13 protein-coding genes and 1 pseudogene are annotated in these 16,563 nt (G+C 69.4%); 8 read left to right on the forward strand and 6 right to left on the reverse strand.

Annotated features, from left to right (window positions below; genetic code table 11):
• Nucleotides 1-185 precede the first annotated feature (185 nt).
• From ruvB to GAS53_RS39525, 6 genes are all read left to right on the forward strand, one after another.
• On the forward strand, nt 186-1,259 hold the full coding sequence (gene ruvB / locus GAS53_RS39500; RefSeq protein ID WP_151482590.1) for a Holliday junction branch migration DNA helicase RuvB: 1,074 nt from the start codon (nt 186-188) through the stop codon (nt 1,257-1,259).
• A gap of 164 nt (nt 1,260-1,423) precedes the next feature.
• Complete coding sequence (gene yajC, locus GAS53_RS39505) at nt 1,424-1,912, forward strand: preprotein translocase subunit YajC (RefSeq protein ID WP_151482591.1); 489 nt, start codon at nt 1,424-1,426, stop codon at nt 1,910-1,912.
• Nucleotides 1,913-2,053: 141 nt separating this feature from the next.
• Nucleotides 2,054-3,808 carry a protein translocase subunit SecD gene (gene secD / locus GAS53_RS39510; protein ID WP_151482592.1) on the forward strand — a complete coding sequence of 585 codons (1,755 nt, stop codon included), beginning with the start codon at nt 2,054-2,056 and terminating at the stop codon, nt 3,806-3,808.
• A 1-nt stretch (nt 3,809) separates the two neighbouring features.
• Nucleotides 3,810-4,937, forward strand: a complete 1,128-nt coding sequence (secF, locus tag GAS53_RS39515; RefSeq protein WP_151482593.1) for a protein translocase subunit SecF — start codon at nt 3,810-3,812, stop codon at nt 4,935-4,937.
• Entirely contained in the window at nt 4,934-5,482 is a 549-nt protein-coding gene (locus GAS53_RS39520) for an adenine phosphoribosyltransferase (RefSeq protein WP_151482594.1), read from the forward strand. The genes secF and GAS53_RS39520 overlap by 4 nt, the downstream gene beginning before the upstream one ends.
• A gap of 204 nt (nt 5,483-5,686) precedes the next feature.
• Complete coding sequence (locus tag GAS53_RS39525; protein ID WP_151482595.1) at nt 5,687-8,200, forward strand: RelA/SpoT family protein; 2,514 nt, start codon at nt 5,687-5,689, stop codon at nt 8,198-8,200.
• Between the two features lie 124 nt (nt 8,201-8,324).
• Here the strand turns inward: GAS53_RS39525 and GAS53_RS39530 are convergent, their stop codons facing one another.
• Nucleotides 8,325-9,554 (reverse strand): DUF349 domain-containing protein, encoded by a 1,230-nt coding sequence (locus GAS53_RS39530; protein WP_151482596.1) that lies wholly within the window; start codon nt 9,552-9,554, stop codon nt 8,325-8,327.
• Nucleotides 9,555-9,690: 136 nt separating this feature from the next.
• Nucleotides 9,691-10,533, reverse strand: coding sequence for a peptidylprolyl isomerase (locus tag GAS53_RS39535; protein ID WP_151482597.1), 843 nt, complete (start codon nt 10,531-10,533; stop codon nt 9,691-9,693).
• Between the two features lie 170 nt (nt 10,534-10,703).
• On the opposite strand from GAS53_RS39535, the gene GAS53_RS39540 reads away from it, so the two are divergent.
• Together GAS53_RS39540 and hisS are read left to right on the forward strand one after the other, a co-directional pair.
• On the forward strand, nt 10,704-11,426 hold the full coding sequence (locus tag GAS53_RS39540) for an MBL fold metallo-hydrolase (protein WP_151482598.1): 723 nt from the start codon (nt 10,704-10,706) through the stop codon (nt 11,424-11,426).
• A 12-nt stretch (nt 11,427-11,438) separates the two neighbouring features.
• Nucleotides 11,439-12,701 (forward strand): histidine--tRNA ligase, encoded by a 1,263-nt coding sequence (hisS, locus tag GAS53_RS39545; RefSeq protein WP_151482599.1) that lies wholly within the window; start codon nt 11,439-11,441, stop codon nt 12,699-12,701.
• Between the two features lie 202 nt (nt 12,702-12,903).
• Here the strand turns inward: hisS and GAS53_RS39550 are convergent.
• The 4 genes and pseudogenes from GAS53_RS39550 to GAS53_RS39565 all read right to left on the reverse strand — a co-directional run bounded on the left by GAS53_RS39550 (nt 12,904) and on the right by GAS53_RS39565 (nt 16,433).
• Nucleotides 12,904-13,526, reverse strand: a pseudogene (locus GAS53_RS39550) (response regulator).
• The gene (locus tag GAS53_RS39555) at nt 13,523-14,722 is read right to left on the reverse strand and encodes a sensor histidine kinase (protein ID WP_151482600.1); all 1,200 of its coding nucleotides are present in this window, start codon (nt 14,720-14,722) and stop codon (nt 13,523-13,525) included. Before GAS53_RS39555 ends, GAS53_RS39550 begins: the two are co-directional and overlap by 4 nt.
• Nucleotides 14,719-15,570, reverse strand: a complete 852-nt coding sequence (locus GAS53_RS39560) for an ABC transporter permease (RefSeq protein WP_404829394.1) — start codon at nt 15,568-15,570, stop codon at nt 14,719-14,721. The genes GAS53_RS39555 and GAS53_RS39560 overlap by 4 nt, the downstream gene beginning before the upstream one ends.
• Nucleotides 15,567-16,433 carry an ABC transporter ATP-binding protein gene (locus tag GAS53_RS39565; protein ID WP_151482601.1) on the reverse strand — a complete coding sequence of 289 codons (867 nt, stop codon included), beginning with the start codon at nt 16,431-16,433 and terminating at the stop codon, nt 15,567-15,569. Before GAS53_RS39565 ends, GAS53_RS39560 begins: the two co-directional genes overlap by 4 nt.
• Nucleotides 16,434-16,563 lie beyond the last annotated feature (130 nt).

The following is a 16,563-nucleotide window of genomic DNA, read 5'->3' on the forward strand; positions in this document are numbered from 1 at the left end:
ATGAACCCGCGGATCCGTTGGCTGGTCGCTCCCCCACTCTCGGCTTCGCTCGAGCGGGGGGACCCCCGTCGCGGCAGAGCCGCAATCGATAGAGCCCCGCGCCCCTATGGGAAGCGGCCTCCGTCAGGGCACCGCCCGCCCCACGCCCGTACGACCCGGATCCACTACACCGCGAGGCACACCGAATGAACTGGGACGACACGACCGACGACGCCACCGCCGCCGAGCGGCTCGTCGGTGCGTCCGCCGATCGCGAGGAGCAGGCCGTCGAGGCCGCCCTGCGCCCCAAGGACCTCGACGAGTTCATCGGCCAGGAGAAGGTCCGCGAGCAGCTCGACCTGGTCCTGCGCGCCGCACGCGCGCGTGGCGCCACCGCCGACCACGTACTGCTCTCCGGAGCCCCCGGCCTCGGCAAGACCACCCTCTCGATGATCATCGCCGCCGAGATGGAGGCCCCGATCCGCATCACCAGCGGACCCGCCATCCAGCACGCCGGCGACCTCGCCGCGATCCTCTCCTCCCTCCAGGAGGGCGAGGTCCTCTTCCTCGACGAGATCCACCGCATGTCGCGGCCCGCCGAGGAGATGCTCTACATGGCGATGGAGGACTACCGCGTCGACGTCATCGTCGGCAAGGGGCCCGGCGCCACCGCCATCCCGCTCGAACTGCCGCCCTTCACGCTGGTCGGCGCCACCACGCGCGCGGGCCTGCTGCCGCCCCCGCTGCGCGACCGCTTCGGCTTCACCGCCCACATGGAGTTCTACGAGCCCGCCGAGCTGGAGCGCGTCATCCACCGCTCCGCGCACCTGCTCGACGTGGAGATCGGCGCCGCGGGAGCCGCCGAGATCGCCGGCCGCTCCCGGGGCACGCCCCGTATCGCCAACCGCCTGCTGCGCCGCGTCCGCGACTACGCCCAGGTCAAGGCCGACGGCATCATCACCCGCGACATCGCCTCGGCCGCCCTCGCGGTGTACGAGGTGGACAGCCGCGGCCTCGACCGGCTCGACCGCGGTGTCCTCGAAGCCCTGCTCAAGCTCTTCGGCGGCGGCCCGGTCGGTCTCTCCACGCTCGCCGTCGCGGTGGGGGAGGAGCGCGAGACGGTCGAGGAGGTCGCCGAGCCCTTCCTCGTCCGCGAGGGGCTGCTGGCCCGTACGCCCCGCGGCCGCGTCGCCACACCGGCCGCATGGGCCCATTTCGGCCTCACACCGCCTCGCCCGTCAACCGGTGGAAACGGACAACAGGACCTGTTCGGGGCGTGACGGCGAGGAAGCTCGCGAGGTCAGGAACCCCGGTGCCATGCTGAGCGTTGTTCCATAGGTGCGGACTCGCTTAGACTCCGCCGATGCCGCCCTTGTCGGCGGCGCACATACCCCCATCCATCAGGCCGCTCACCATCGCGGTCGAATGAAGGAAGTTCCGACCCGTGAGTCTCGTGACCCTCCTCCCGTTCATCGTGCTCATCGGGGCCATGTTCCTGATGACCCGGTCGGCCAAGAAGAAGCAGCAAGCGGCTGCGCAGATGCGCAACGACATGCAGCCCGGCTCCGGCGTCCGCACGATCGGTGGCATGTACGCGACGGTGAAGGAGGTCAACGAGGACACGGTCCTCCTTGACGCAGGCCCGGGCGTCGACCTGCTCTTCGCCAAGAACGCCATCGGCGCGGTCCTCAGCGACGACGAGTACAACCGCCTTGTCCACGGCATCGAGCACGACCTGAAGGACGACGAATCGGTCGTCCCGGACGACGCCTCCTCCCTCACCGAGACCGACGAGCCCGCCGCCGACGCTTCCGACGACAAGCCCATCGACCTCGGCAAGAAGGACGCGGACGACGAGTCCGCCGACGAGGAGCCGAAGCAGGCCGATGACGCAGAGCTGAAGAAGTCCGACGGCGAGACCGACGCGAAGTAGTCATGACCGGGGACCGCGGAGTGCGCCGCTCGCGCACCGCGGTCCCCCGGACGTATGGCTTCGCACGGATCTCGACACCAATTCATGCCCGTCCGCGCCGGTACTTGAGACACCGGGCGGACGAAGAGGGAGAACGAGAAGGTGGCAGCACCTAAGAAGGGCCGAAATCAGGGCGCCCAGGGGAGGCCGGGGCGCACTCTGGCCCTGTTCCTGATCGCCATCGTGGCGCTCGCCGGTGGCATGTTCGCCTCCGGGCACACGACGCCCCGCCTCGGCATCGACCTCGCCGGCGGTACGAGCATCACGCTCGCGGCGAAGGAGGAGCCCGGCCAGAAGAACGCGATCAACCCGACCAACATGAAGACCGCGGTCGGCATCATGGAGCGCCGTGTCAACGGTCTGGGTGTCTCCGAGGCGGAGGTCCAGACCCAGGGCGATCGCAACATCATCGTCAACATCCCCAAGGGCACGAACTCCAAGCAGGCCCGGGAGCAGGTCGGTACCACCGCCAAGCTCTTCTTCCGTCCGGTTCTGACCACCGAGGTCTCCGGCCCCGCGCCGTCGGCCAGTCCCTCCCCGAGCGCCTCCAGCAGCGCCTCCCCGGGCACCGACAAGGACGGCGACAAGGCCACCTCGACCCCCTCGGGCTCCACGACACCCTCGGCCACTGCCACCTCGCAGGGCCGCGCGGTCACCGACGCGCTGAAGGCCGACCCCACTCCGTCGCCGACCGACTCGGCCTCGGCGTCCTCCTCGCCGTCCCCGAGCGGCAGCGCTGACGAAGCGGCCGGCAAGCTTCAGGCGGAGTACGCCGCTCTGGACTGCACCAAGGAGGCGGACCGCGCGAGGGCCGGCGAAGGTGCCCAGCCCGGTGACACGACCGTGGCGTGCGGTCAGAACTCCCAGGGCCAGTGGCAGAAGTACATCCTCGGCCCGGCCGAGGTCGCGGGCACGGACATCGACGAGGCCCAGGCCGTCTTCGACACCCAGGGTGCCGCGGGCTGGAAAGTCACGATGAAGTTCACCGACGCGGGTGCCAAGAAGTTCGCGGACATCACGGGCAAGCTCGCGAAGAACCAGTCCCCGCAGAACCAGTTCGCCATCGTCCTCGACAACGAGGTCGTCTCCGACCCGTTCGTGAACCAGGCACTGACCGGCGGCAACGCCGAGATCTCCGGCAGCTTCGACCAGCAGGAGGCCCAGGACCTGGCCAACATGCTGAAGTACGGAGCGCTGCCGCTCTCCTTCGAGGAGGCGAGCGTCACCACCGTCACCGCCGCGCTCGGCGGCGAGCAGCTGGAGGCCGGTCTGATCGCCGGCGCCATCGGCCTGGCCCTGGTCATCATCTACCTGGTGGTCTACTACCGGGGCCTGTCGTTCGTCGCCATCGTCTCGCTGCTGGCCTCCGCGATCATGACCTACTCCATCATGTCGCTCCTCGGCCCGACCATCGGCTTCGCACTGAACCTGCCGGCGGTCTGCGGTGCCATCGTCGCCATCGGCATCACGGCGGACTCGTTCATCGTGTTCTTCGAACGCATCCGAGACGAGATCCGCGAGGGCCGCACGCTGGGGCCCGCCGTCCAGCGAGGCTGGCCGCGCGCCCGGCGCACCATCCTGGTCTCCGACTTCGTGTCGTTCCTCGCCGCCGCGGTGCTGTTCATCGTCACCGTGGGCAAGGTCCAGGGCTTCGCGTTCACGCTGGGTCTGACCACCCTGCTCGACGTGGTCGTCGTCTTCCTCTTCACCAAGCCGCTGATGACGATCCTCGCCCGCAAGAGGTTCTTCACCGAGGGCCACCGCTGGTCCGGCCTCGACCCGAAGCGACTGGGCGCCAAGCCGCCGCTGCGCCGCACCCGTCGCGTGTCCGCCCCCGTCGACACGAAGGAGGCGTGAGATGTCGAAACTCGGCACCCTCGGCGCCCGGCTCCACCGCGGTGAGATCGGCTACGACTTCGTCGGCAAGCGCAAGATCTGGTACGGCGTCTCGATCCTGATCACCATCACGGCCATCCTCGGCCTGACGGTGCGCGGCCTGAACATGGGCATCGAGTTCCAGGGCGGCGCCGTCTTCACCACCGAGAAGACCAGCGTCTCCGTGAGCCAGGCCGAGGAGTACGCGGAAGAGGCCTCCGGCCACGACGCGATCGTCCAGAAGCTCGGCAACGGTGGCCTGCGCATCCAGATCGCCGGCACCGACACCGGCAGGTCCGACCAGATCAAGGAAGAACTCGCCGGGGACCTGAAGGTCGACGCAGAGAAGATCAACGCCGAGCTGGTCGGGCCCAGTTGGGGTGACCAGATCGCCAACAAGGCCTGGCAGGGCCTGGCGATCTTCATGGTTCTGGTCGTGATCTATCTGGCGATCGCCTTCGAGTGGCGCATGGCCCTGGCCGCGCTGGTGGCCCTCATCCACGACATCACCATCACGGTCGGCATCTACGCCCTGGTGGGCTTCGAAGTGACACCGGGCACCGTGATCGGTCTGCTCACGATCCTCGGTTATTCGCTCTACGACACGGTCGTCGTCTTCGACAGCCTCAAGGAACAGGCGAAGGACCTCACCAAACAGACCCGCTGGACCTACAGCGAAGTCGCGGACCGTTCGATCAACGGCACGCTGGTGCGGTCCATCAACACCACGGTGGTCGCGCTGCTCCCGGTCGCCGGCCTGCTGTTCATCGGTGGCGGTGTGCTCGGCGCGGGCATGCTCAACGACATCTCGCTGTCGCTGTTCGTCGGCCTCGCGGCCGGTGCGTACTCCTCGATCTTCATCGCCACGCCGCTCGTCGCCGACCTCAAGGAGCGCGAGCCGCAGATGAAGGCCCTCAAGAAGCGCGTACTCGCCAAGCGGGCCGCGGCCGCCGCCAAGGGCGACTCCCTGGAGGGCCCGGCCGTCGACGAGCCGTACGACGACGATGAGCCGCAGGACGCGACGCCCGCCGTCGTCGGACCGCGCGGAACGCGTACCCAGCCGTCGTCCCGCGGCCGGGGCCGCGGCCGACCCTCGGGGAAGCGTCGATGACCGGACTCGCAGACGTCTCGGCGCTGCTGCTCAGCCGCATCCGTGACGTGCCGGACTACCCGGAGCCGGGCGTGATGTTCAAGGACATCACCCCGCTCCTGGCCGACCCGGCCGCGTTCAGTGCGCTCACCGACGCGCTGGCCGACATAAGCGTCCGCAACGGCGCCACGAAGATCGTCGGCCTGGAGGCCCGCGGCTTCATCCTGGGCGCCCCCGTCGCGGTCCGCGCCGGGCTCGGCTTCGTGCCCGTACGCAAGGCGGGCAAGCTCCCCGGAGCGACGCTCAGCCAGGCGTACGACCTGGAGTACGGCTCCGCCGAGATCGAGGTGCACGCCGAGGACCTGAGCGCGGACGACCGCGTCATGGTCGTCGACGACGTCCTCGCCACCGGCGGCACCGCCGAGGCCTCGCTCCAGCTGATCCGCCGGGCGGGCGCCGAGGTGGCTGGTGTCGCCGTCCTCATGGAGCTCGGCTTCCTGGGCGGCCGCGGCCGCCTGGAGCCCGCCCTGGACGGCGCCCCGCTGGAGGCGCTGCTCAAGGTCTGAGCAACCCTGGAGGCACCCGTACGACACCCCTGAGGTACCCGTACGACACCGCGAAGGCGGGCCCGGAGGAATCCGGCGCCCGCCTCTCGCGTTTCTCGGGTAGAAGGTCGTCTCACCGGCCGAAGGCGAGTTCGGAGCCCAGGATCGCTACCATGGGGTCTCCGGAGCCTGACCGGGGACCCGGATCGCGCACGAGGAGCCCTCTTGCCAGACGAGGCCCAGCCACTCACCGCCGCCAAGCCCGAGCAGTCCGCGGCGCCCGCAGGCACGCCCGCTTCGCCCGCGAAGAACGGGTCGGCCGAGGCCGCGGCCGGCGCCAAGGCGGCTGAGCAGCCACGCCCCGAGCCGACCGTCCCCGAGCGCCCGACGCCCGCGCCCCGCCCCACGGCCGGCCAGCCCGCGCGCTCAGGCGGCTCCTCCAACCGCGTACGCGCCCGGCTCGCCCGTCTCGGCGTCCAGCGCTCCAACCCGTACAACCCGGTCCTGGAGCCCCTGCTGCGGATAGTGCGCAGCAACGACCCGAAGATCGAGACGTCCACGCTGCGCCAGGTCGAGCGCGCCTACCAGGTCGCCGAGCGCTGGCACCGCGGCCAGAAGCGCAAGAGCGGCGACCCGTACATCACGCACCCGCTCGCCGTGACGACGATCCTCGCCGAGCTGGGCATGGACCCGGCCACGCTGATGGCGGGACTGCTGCACGACACCGTCGAGGACACCGAGTACGGCCTCGACACCCTCCGCCGCGACTTCGGCGACCAGGTCGCCCTTCTTGTCGACGGCGTCACCAAGCTGGACAAGGTCAAGTTCGGCGAGGCGGCCCAGGCCGAGACCGTCCGCAAGATGGTCGTCGCCATGGCCAAGGACCCGCGTGTCCTGGTCATCAAGCTCGCCGACCGCCTGCACAACATGCGCACCATGCGCTACCTCAAGCGCGAGAAGCAGGAGAAGAAGGCGCGCGAGACCCTCGAGATCTACGCGCCGCTCGCCCACCGCCTGGGCATGAACACCATCAAGTGGGAGCTGGAGGACCTCGCCTTCGCGATCCTCTACCCCAAGATGTACGACGAGATCGTCCGCCTCGTCGCCGAGCGCGCCCCCAAGCGCGACGAGTACCTCGCCATAGTGACCGACGAGGTCCAGTCCGACCTGCGCGCCGCCCGCATCAAGGCGACCGTCACCGGCCGCCCGAAGCACTACTACAGCGTCTACCAGAAGATGATCGTCCGCGGCCGTGACTTCGCGGAGATCTACGACCTGGTGGGTATTCGCGTCCTTGTCGACACGGTCCGCGACTGCTACGCGGCCCTCGGCACCGTGCACGCGCGATGGAACCCGGTCCCCGGCCGGTTCAAGGACTACATCGCGATGCCCAAGTTCAACATGTACCAGTCGCTGCACACGACGGTCATCGGCCCCAACGGCAAGCCCGTCGAACTCCAGATCCGCACGTTCGACATGCACCGCCGCGCCGAGTACGGCATCGCCGCGCACTGGAAGTACAAGCAGGATCCCTCCGCCGGCGCCTCCAAGGTGCGCACGGACGTGCCGAAGGGTCTGGGCAAGGACAAGGACGCCGTCAACGACATGGCGTGGCTGCGCCAGCTGCTCGACTGGCAGAAGGAGACCGAGGATCCCTCGGAGTTCCTGGAGTCCCTGCGCTTCGACCTGTCCCGCAACGAGGTCTTCGTCTTCACGCCGAAGGGCGACGTCATAGCCCTCCCGGCCGGGGCGACGCCGGTGGACTTCGCGTACGCGGTCCACACGGAGGTCGGCCACCGGACCATAGGAGCACGGGTCAACGGGCGACTCGTACCGCTCGAATCCACGCTGGACAACGGCGACCTGGTGGAGGTCTTCACCTCGAAGGCGGCCGGCGCGGGCCCGTCCCGCGACTGGCTGGGCTTCGTCAAGTCGCCGCGCGCCCGCAACAAGATCCGCGCCTGGTTCTCCAAAGAGCGCCGCGACGAGGCGATCGAGCAGGGCAAGGACGCGATCGTCCGCGCGATGCGCAAGCAGAACCTGCCGATCCAGCGCATCCTGACCGGCGACTCGCTCGTGACGCTCGCGCACGAGATGCGCTACCCGGACATCTCCGCCCTGTACGCGGCGATCGGCGAGGGCCACGTCTCCGCGCAGAACGTCGTGCAGAAGCTCGTCCAGGCGCTCGGCGGCGAGGAAGCCGCCACCGAGGAGATCGACGAGAGCGTCCCGCCCGCGCGCGGCCGCGGTCGCAAACGCCGGTCGAACGCGGACCCGGGCGTCGTCGTCAAGGGCGTCGACGACGTGTGGGTCAAGCTGGCCCGCTGTTGTACGCCCGTCCCCGGCGACCCCATCATGGGCTTCGTCACGCGCGGCAGTGGCGTATCGGTTCACCGCACTGACTGCGTCAACGTCGACTCCCTGTCCCGCGAGCCCGAGCGCATCCTCGAGGTCGAGTGGGCGCCCACCCAGTCCTCGGTCTTCCTGGTAGCCATCCAGGTGGAGGCCCTGGACCGCTCGCGGCTCCTGTCGGACGTCACGAGGGTCCTCTCGGACCAGCACGTCAACATCCTGTCGGCGGCCGTCCAGACGTCCCGCGACCGGGTGGCCACCTCCCGCTTCACCTTCGAGATGGGCGACCCGAAACACCTGGGCCACGTCCTGAAGGCGGTCAGGGGAGTGGAGGGCGTGTACGACGTGTACCGGGTGACGTCGGCGCGCAGGCCTTCCGAGGCCTGAGGCCGCGGCTGCCCGTCCGCGGCGCGCCGCGGACGATCGACCACTACATCGACCACTACGTAGAGGGGCTCCCGTACGGACCGTACGGGAGCCCCTCTACGTAGTGGCGGGAAAACTCAGCCGATCAGCCGCCGAACTCCTGCAGACCCTTCAGCGCCTGGTCCAGCAGCGCCTGACGGCCATCGAGCTCCTTCTGGAGCTTGTCGGCCTTGGCGGTGTTGCCCTGGGCGCGCGCCTGCTCGATCTGGCCCTGGAGCTTGTCCACGGCGGCCTGGAGCTGACCGGTCAGACCCTCGGCACGCGCGCGTGCCTCCGGGTTCGTCCGGCGCCACTCGGCCTCCTCCTGCTCCTGCAGGGCCCGCTCCACCGCGTGCATCCGGCCCTCGACCTTCGGGCGGGCGTCACGGGGTACGTGGCCGATGGCCTCCCAGCGCTCGTTGATCGAGCGGAAGGCGGCCCGGGCCGCCTTCAGGTCATGCACCGGGACGAGCTTTTCGGCCTCCTCGGCCAGCTCCTCCTTGAGCTTCAGGTTCTCCGACTGCTCCGCGTCCCGCTCGGCGAAGACCGAGCTGCGCGCCGCGAAGAACACGTCCTGGGCGCCGCGGAAGCGGTTCCACAGGTCGTCCTCGTGCTCGCGCTGGGCGCGGCCCGCGGCCTTCCAGTCCGCCATCAGCTCGCGGTAGCGCGCCGCCGTCGGACCCCAGTCCGTCGAGCCGGACAGCGACTCGGCCTCCGCGACCAGCTTCTCCTTGGTCTTGCGGGCCTCCTCGCGCTGCGCGTCCAGTGACGCGAAGTGCGCCTTGCGGCGCTTGGAGAACGCCGAGCGCGCGTGCGAGAAGCGGTGCCACAGCTCGTCGTCGGACTTGCGGTCGAGCCGCGGCAGGCCCTTCCAGGTGTCCACCAGGGCACGCAGCCGCTCACCGGCCGCTCGCCACTGGTCGGACTGCGCCAGCTCCTCCGCCTCGGCGACCAGCGCCTCCTTGGCGTGCCGCGCCTCGTCGGACTGCTTCGCCCGCTGCGCCTTGCGCTCCTCGCGGCGCGCCTCGACCGTCTCGACGAGTTTGTCCAGCCGCTTCCGCAGCGCGTCCAGATCCCCGACCGCGTGGTGGGCGTCCACCTGCTCGCGGATGTGGTCGATGGCGATCTGGGCGTCCTTCGCGGACAGGTCGGTGGTCTTCACTCGTCGCTCGAGGAGGCCGATCTCCACGACCAGGCCCTCGTACTTGCGCTCGAAGTAGGCCAGTGCCTCGTCGGGAGAGCCGGCCTGCCAGGAACCGACGACCTGCTCGCCGTCGGCCGTACGCACGTACACGGTCCCCGTCTCGTCGACGCGGCCCCACGGGTCGCTGCTCACAGCGCCTCCTCCACATGATGCCTGCGTGGGGCAGCTTTACCCCCCGGGCATCGTCCACAGTTTCGTCACGGCCAACATAGGCGACCGGCGGGGCGGCTGTCCGCATCCCGCGCGACCGAAATTTCGCTGCTGGAGGTCAGGATTTCGTCACGGTCGCCTTGTCGATCACGACGGTCGCATTGGGCGCGCCGTCGCCCTGGCCAGTGCTCTCACCAGCCGTGGCGATTTTCTTCAGCACCTTCATGCCCGATTCGGAAATCGTGCCGAACGGTGTGTAGTTGGCCGGCAACTGACTGTCCTGGTATACGAGGAAGAACTGGCTGCCGCCGCTGTTGCGGCCCTCGTTCGTCTGTGCGTTGTACTGGTTGGCCATGGCCACCGTGCCCGCCGGATACACGTTGCCCTTGAGGCGCTTGTCCTTCAGGTTCTCGTCCGGAATCGTGTAGCCGGGGCCGCCCATGCCGGTGCCCTGCGGGTCACCGCACTGGAGCACGTAGATGCCGTTCGTCGTCAGACGGTGGCACTTGGTGTGGTCCAGATAGCCCTTGCCCAGCAGGAAGTTGAACGAGTTCACGGTGCGCGGGGCCTTCGAGGCGGGCATGTCGATGTCTATCGTGCCGCAGGTCGTCTGCAGCTTCATCGTGTAGTCCGCCGACTTGTCGATGGTCATCGCCGGCTCCTTCTTGTAGCTCAGCGACTTCACCTTGCCCTTTGCGGCCTTCTCGCAAGGGTCGGGCGCCTTGCTGGGCGCGGAGGCGCTCGGGGTGGCCTCCGCGGCCGCGTTGGACTTGTCGTCCTCGTCGTTCTTGAAGACCCCGGTCGCGTACGACACCACGCTGCCCACGACGATCACGCCGATGGCCGACAAGATCACGGCGTTACGAGCGTGTGCCTTGCGCCGCGCGGCCGTACGCCGCTGCTGCTGCCGCAAGAACTTCTCCCGGGCGAGCTGACGCCGCCGCTGTTCCTGGGTGACCACCGGGTTATCTCCTCATGCGTCTCGTACGTCAAGTGGGACGCGTGCGTCTTGTGAGCCGACCGCCTGCGTGTGCCCCGTACCGTATATGGGTTCGCTGTGGTTCCGGCAGCGCCGGTAGGCTCTGGTCCACAGCCAGGCCATTCCCCTGTACGACATACCGAAGGACGAACGTGCTCATTGCCGGGTTCCCCGCCGGGGCCTGGGGCACCAACTGTTATCTGGTCGCCCCCGCCGCAGGCGAGGAGTGCGTGATCATCGACCCGGGCCATCAGGCCGCTCAGGGAGTCGAGGACGCGATCGAAAAGCATCGGCTCAAGCCCGTCGCGGTCGTCCTCACGCACGGCCACATCGACCATGTGGCCTCGGTCGTCCCGGTGTGCGGAGCGCACGACGTACCGGCGTGGATCCACCCCGAGGACCGGTACATGATGAGCGACCCGGAGCGGGCACTCGGCCGTTCCATCGGGATGCCGCTGATGGGCGAGCTGACGGTCGGAGAGCCGGACGACGTGAGGGAGTTGACGGACGGCGCCGGGCTGAAGCTCGCCGGTCTCGACTTCTCCGTCGCGCACGCGCCCGGCCATACGAAGGGGTCGGTGACCTTCCAGATGCCCGAGAACCCGGAGATCCCGTCCGTGTTCTTCTCCGGGGATCTGCTCTTCGCCGGCTCCATCGGACGCACCGACCTGCCCGGCGGTGACATGGACGAGATGCTCGGCTCGCTGGCCCGCGTGTGCCTGCCGCTCGACGACTCGACCGTGGTGCTGTCCGGCCACGGCCCCCAGACGACCATCGGCCAGGAGCGTGCCACCAACCCGTACCTGCGGCAGGTGGCGGCAGTCCGTCAAGAACACCGGGCGGACCCGACCTCCGCTCCTCGACGAGGAATGTGACGAGAGACTTCCGTGAGCACCTTCAAGGCCCCCAAGGGCACGTACGACCTGATTCCGCCGGACAGCGCGACGTACCTCGCCGTGCGTGAGGCGATCGCCGCGCCGCTGCGCAACTCCGGTTACGGGTATATCGAGACGCCCGGATTCGAGAGCGTCGAGCTGTTCGCGCGCGGGGTCGGTGAGTCCACCGACATCGTGACCAAGGAGATGTACGCCTTCGAGACCAAGGGCGGCGACAGGCTCGCCCTCCGTCCCGAGGGCACGGCTTCGGTCCTGCGCGCCGCCCTGGAGGCCAACCTCCACAAGGCGGGCAACCTCCCCGTCAAGCTCTGGTACTCGGGCTCCTACTACCGCTACGAGCGGCCCCAGAAGGGCCGTTACCGCCACTTCTCGCAGGTCGGAGCGGAGGCGATCGGAGCCGAGGACCCGGCCCTGGACGCCGAGTTGATCATCCTGGGCGACCAGGCGTACCGCTCGCTCGGGCTGCGGAACTTCCGGATCCTCCTCAACTCGCTGGGCGACAAGGAGTGCCGTCCCGTCTACCGGACCGCGCTCCAGGACTTCCTGCGGGGGCTGAGCCTGGACGAGGACACCCTGCGTCGCGCCGAGATCAACCCCCTCCGTGTCCTTGACGACAAGCGGGGCGACGTCCAGAAGCAGCTCGTGGGTGCCCCGCTCCTGCGGGACTACCTGTGTGACGCGTGCAAGGCGTACCACGAGGAGGTGCGCGAGCTGATCACGGCGGCGGGGGTCTCCTTCGAGGACGACCCGAAGCTGGTCCGGGGCCTGGACTACTACACCCGTACGACCTTCGAGTTCGTCCACGACGGGCTCGGGTCCCAGTCCGCGGTCGGTGGCGGCGGCCGTTACGACGGCCTGTCGGAGATGATCGGCGGTCCCGCGCTGCCGTCCGTCGGCTGGGCCCTCGGCGTCGACCGTACGGTCCTCGCCCTGGAGGCCGAGGGGGTCTCGCTCGAACTGCCCGCGTCCACCAGCGTGTTCGCTGTGCCGCTCGGTGACGAGGCTCGGCGGATGCTCTTCGGGGTGGTCACCGAGCTGCGCAAGGTCGGGGTCGCCGCTGACTTCTCGTACGGCGGGAAGGGGCTCAAGGGGGCGATGAAGAACGCCAACCGCAGTGGCGCCCGCTACACCGTCGTCGCCGGCGAGCGCGACCTCGCCGACGGCGTCGTCCAGCTCAAGGACATGGAGTCCGGCGAGCAGGTGGCGGTCGGAGTGAACGAGATCGTGGCGGAGCTTGAGGCCCGGCTGAGCTGAGGTGGGGTTTCTTCGCCCCCGCCGCCCCTACCCGTCCCATCCTCGGGGGTGCTGCCCCCGAACCTCCGCTCCTCAAACGCCGGAGGGGCTGATTTTCAGCCCGTCCGGCGTTTGAGGACGAGGCCGTTCAGGCCGATAGCGGGGGTCTGGGGGCAGCGCCCCCAGGGATGGGACGGGTAGGGGCGGCGGGGGCGGCAAACCCTCAGTCCAGCAAACCGAACCGCATCGCACTCGTCACCGCCGCAGTCCGGTCATCCACCCCCAACTTGCCGAACGCCCGCAGCAGATGCGTCTTCACGGTGGACTCGCCGATGAAGAGCCGACGACCGATCTCCGCGTTCGTGCAGCCTTCCGCGACGAGACGCAACACCGCCGTCTCCCGGGCGGACAGCCGGGGGCGCTCCGGCTTCGTACGGAGCTGGTCGACCAGCCGCGCCGCAACGGACGGCGCCAGCACGGTCTCTCCGCGCGCGGCGGCCCGTACGGCGTCAGCCAGTTCACCGCGTGGCAGATCCTTGAGCAGATAGCCCGCGGCCCCGGCTTCGACAGCCCGAAGGATGTCCCGGTCCGTCTCGTACGTGGTGAGCACGACGACCCGGCACGACAACCCGCCTCGCTCATCCGCACGATCGAGTCGACACCCCCGCCACCGGGCATGCGCAGATCCATGAGCACGATGTCGGGCCGCAACTCGGCGGCGAGGGCCTCCGCCTGAGGCCCGGTGGAGGCATCGCCGACGACATCGAGGTCGGGCTCGGCACTGAGCATCGCGCGCAGGCCCTCGCGTACGACGGGATGGTCGTCGGCGAGGACGATCCGGATCACGGGGTACTCCTTTCGGGTGGTACGGGAAGTCGGACGGTGACGGTCGTGCCGTCGCCGGGCGTGCTGCGCACCTGAGCGGTCCCGCCCACCTCGGCGGCCCGGGCCCGCAGCCCCGCGAGCCCGTAGCCACCGACGGGCGCCGCCGGGTCGAAGCCGTGGCCGTCGTCGCGTACCGACACGGTGAGCGCCTCGTCGGCGTACGCGAGCGCGATGCTCACGGCGGCCGAACTCCCGGCGTGCTTGCGGGCGTTGGCGAGCGCCTCCTGGCAGGAGCGGAGGACCACGACCTCCGGCCCGGCGGGCAGCGCGCGTACGGCACCGGTCACGGCCAGCGACGCCTCGTGCCGGGCGGCGAGACGCCGCAGCGCGTCGGGCAGCGAGGCCCCGTCGAGGTCCGCGGGTGTGCCGCCGGTGACCAGGGCCCGCGCCTCTGCGAGGTTCTGCCGTGCGGTCTCGTCCATCAGGGCCAGATGCCGGCGGGCCTCGGCCACATCGGAGCGGTCCAGCTCGGCCTCGACCGCCTGCACGAGCATCAGCAGGCTGGTGAAGCCCTGTGCGAGCGTGTCATGGATCTCCCGGGAGAGACGTTCGCGCTCGGCCAGGGCGCCGTGCGCGGTCGAGAGCCGGGAGAGCTCGTGGCGGCTGGCGTCCAACTCGGCGATGAGATCGGCCCGTTCCTGGCTCTGCTCGATGACGCGGATGATCCAGCTGCCGACGGCCGCCGAGAAGACGAGGGTGACCACGGCGAAGACCGAGTTGAAGAAGACGGCACGGTCGCTGGGCCACCACAACAGGGCCCAGCCCACCACCGGCGCGATGTTGATGACGGTCACGGCGATCAGGGCCCAGCGCAGGCGCAGCGTGATGAAGCACTGCGGGACGAGTGCGAAGGTCATCAGACGTGTCTCGCCGACGAGGATCGCCGACGGCAGGAACAGCGCCATCGAAACGATCAGATAGCCGAGGGCGTGCCGTTCGTCGGGCGGATCGCCCCTGAGGATGGGGCGCCCCACCGCCAGGTACCAGGGAATCAGCGGTACGAGCAGTGCCGCGGCGACGACGCGGGTGAGCCACCCCGGAAAGTCCGTGCCGAGCACGAAGACCAGGGTGGCCACCCACACGATCGCGAAGTACGAGTCCCAGAGCCGGAAGGAGCGGTCCCAGGTGTAGGCGCCGGCCATGGGTTTGTCGCTCATCCGTCGCGACGGTTCTTCCAGCGGAAGGTCAGCAGACACAGCAGCAATCCTCCGACGCACCAGGCCCCGAGCACCAGGGCGATCCGCCCGAACTCCCAACTGCCCGTCTGTTCGAGGATCTGTGCCGACTCCGGCAGGAACACGCCTCGCAGGCCCTGGCACATCCACTTCAGGGGGAACAGCGCCCCGATGTTCAGCATCCAGTCCGGGATGGTGTCGATGGCGATGTAGACCCCGGAGATGAACTGCAGGACCAGGAAGGGGAGTACGACCACGGAGGTGGCGCTCTTGCCGGACTTCGGGACCGAGCTGATCGCGATGCCCAGCAGGGCGCAGGCCGTCAGACCGAGGACGAAGATCCACGCGAAGCGGAGCCACGTGCCGGCGTCCGTGGGCAGGTCCACGTCGTACAGCGTCGTACCGACGAGGAGCAGGACCACCGTCTCCAAGAGGCCGGTCACCAGCACGAGCCAGATCTTGCCGAGGAAGTACGAGGCGGGCGGCATCGGCGTGCCGCGCAGCCGGCGCAGCACCCTCTCGTCCCGCTCGATCGCGATCGAGATGCCGAGCGACTGGAAGCTCGTGGACATGATGCCCGCGGCCATCATCGCGGGGACGTAGAGCTGCGAGGCGGTGATGCCGGCGTCCTGCACGTCGTCGCTGAAGATGGACGCGAAGAGGAAGAGGAAGACGACCGGGAAGGCGAAGGTGAACACCACCTGTTCGCGTTGGCGGAAGAACTGCTTGATCTCCAGAGCGCCCCGCTGAAGGCCGAGTCCCCAGGCCCCGGGGAGTCGCTGTGCCGCCCGGGCCTCGGTCGCGGGGCCGGTCGTGGTCGTCATGGTCATCGCGGGTCCTCCTGTCCGGTGAGCCGCAGATAGACGTCCTCGAGGGTCGGGCGGCTCACCCGCAGTCCCGGGATCTCCCCGTCGAAGCGGCGGGTCAGCTCGGTGACCGTGCGTGTGGGGGTGTCGGTGCGCTCGCGGCGCGGGGTGCCGTCCGACTCCGTCCACTCGACCGTGGCCTCGTCGCCGTGCCGGTCGCGCAGCGCCGCGGGTTCTCCCTGGGCCACGACCTGCCCCTTCGCGATCACCGCGAGCCGGTGCGCGAGCGCCTCCGCCTCCTCCAGGTAGTGCGTGGTCAGCAGGATCGTCGTGCCCTCGTCCGCGAGCTTCCGGATCAGTTGCCAGAACTGGCGGCGGGCCGCCGGGTCGAAACCGGTCGTCGGCTCGTCCAGGAGCAGCAGTTCCGGACCGCCGATCACACCGAGCGCCACGTCCAGGCGCCGCCGCTGCCCGCCCGAGAGGGCCTTGATCCGGCTGCCCGCCTTCTCCTCCAGACCCACCAGACCGATGACCTCTTCCGGATCACGCGGCCTCGGGTAATAGCGCGCGAAATGCCGCACCGTTTCGCGCACCGTCAACTCGGCGGGCGCCGATTCGTCCTGCCAGACGATGCCGACACGCGAGCGCCACGCGCGCGTGCCCGTCGCCGGATCCGAACCGAGCACCGAGACCTCGCCCGCGTCCCGGGAACGGTTGCCCTGAAGGATCTCCACCGTGGTGCTCTTGCCCGCGCCATTGGGTCCGAGCAGGCCGAAGACTTCGCCCTGCCGGATCCCGAGATCGATGCCGTCGACGGCGGTCACGTCCCCGTACTGCTTGCGCAGCCCCCGTACGTCCACCGCGAGTTCGTTCGCGTGTGCTGTCATGGGAACGAGCGTCCCGCCGAGGCGAACGTTCCGGGACGACCGCACGTACTTCCTTATGTCCATCGAACGGTGGACACGCGCGCGTGTGCGGCACAATGACCGTGCCCGGAAGGTCCTCTCAAGCTACGGA

Origin of the sequence: Streptomyces albicerus (genome assembly GCF_008905045.1) — a bacterium.
In the GTDB taxonomy this organism is placed as follows: Bacteria; Actinomycetota; Actinomycetes; order Streptomycetales; family Streptomycetaceae; genus Streptomyces; species Streptomyces albicerus.

Bases quoted from the DNA above. Each gene is read 5' to 3' on its own strand.
- ruvB (WP_151482590.1), top strand. From the start codon at position 186: ATGAACTGGGACGACACGACCGACGACGCCACCGCCGCCGAGCGGCTC.
- secF (WP_151482593.1), top strand. From the start codon at position 3,810: ATGTCGAAACTCGGCACCCTCGGCGCCCGGCTCCACCGCGGTGAGATC.
- GAS53_RS39520 (WP_151482594.1), top strand. From the start codon at position 4,934: ATGACCGGACTCGCAGACGTCTCGGCGCTGCTGCTCAGCCGCATCCGT.
- GAS53_RS39555 (WP_151482600.1), bottom strand. From the start codon at position 14,722: ATGAGCGACAAACCCATGGCCGGCGCCTACACCTGGGACCGCTCCTTC.
- GAS53_RS39560 (WP_404829394.1), bottom strand. From the start codon at position 15,570: ATGACCATGACGACCACGACCGGCCCCGCGACCGAGGCCCGGGCGGCA.
- GAS53_RS39565 (WP_151482601.1), bottom strand. From the start codon at position 16,433: ATGACAGCACACGCGAACGAACTCGCGGTGGACGTACGGGGGCTGCGC.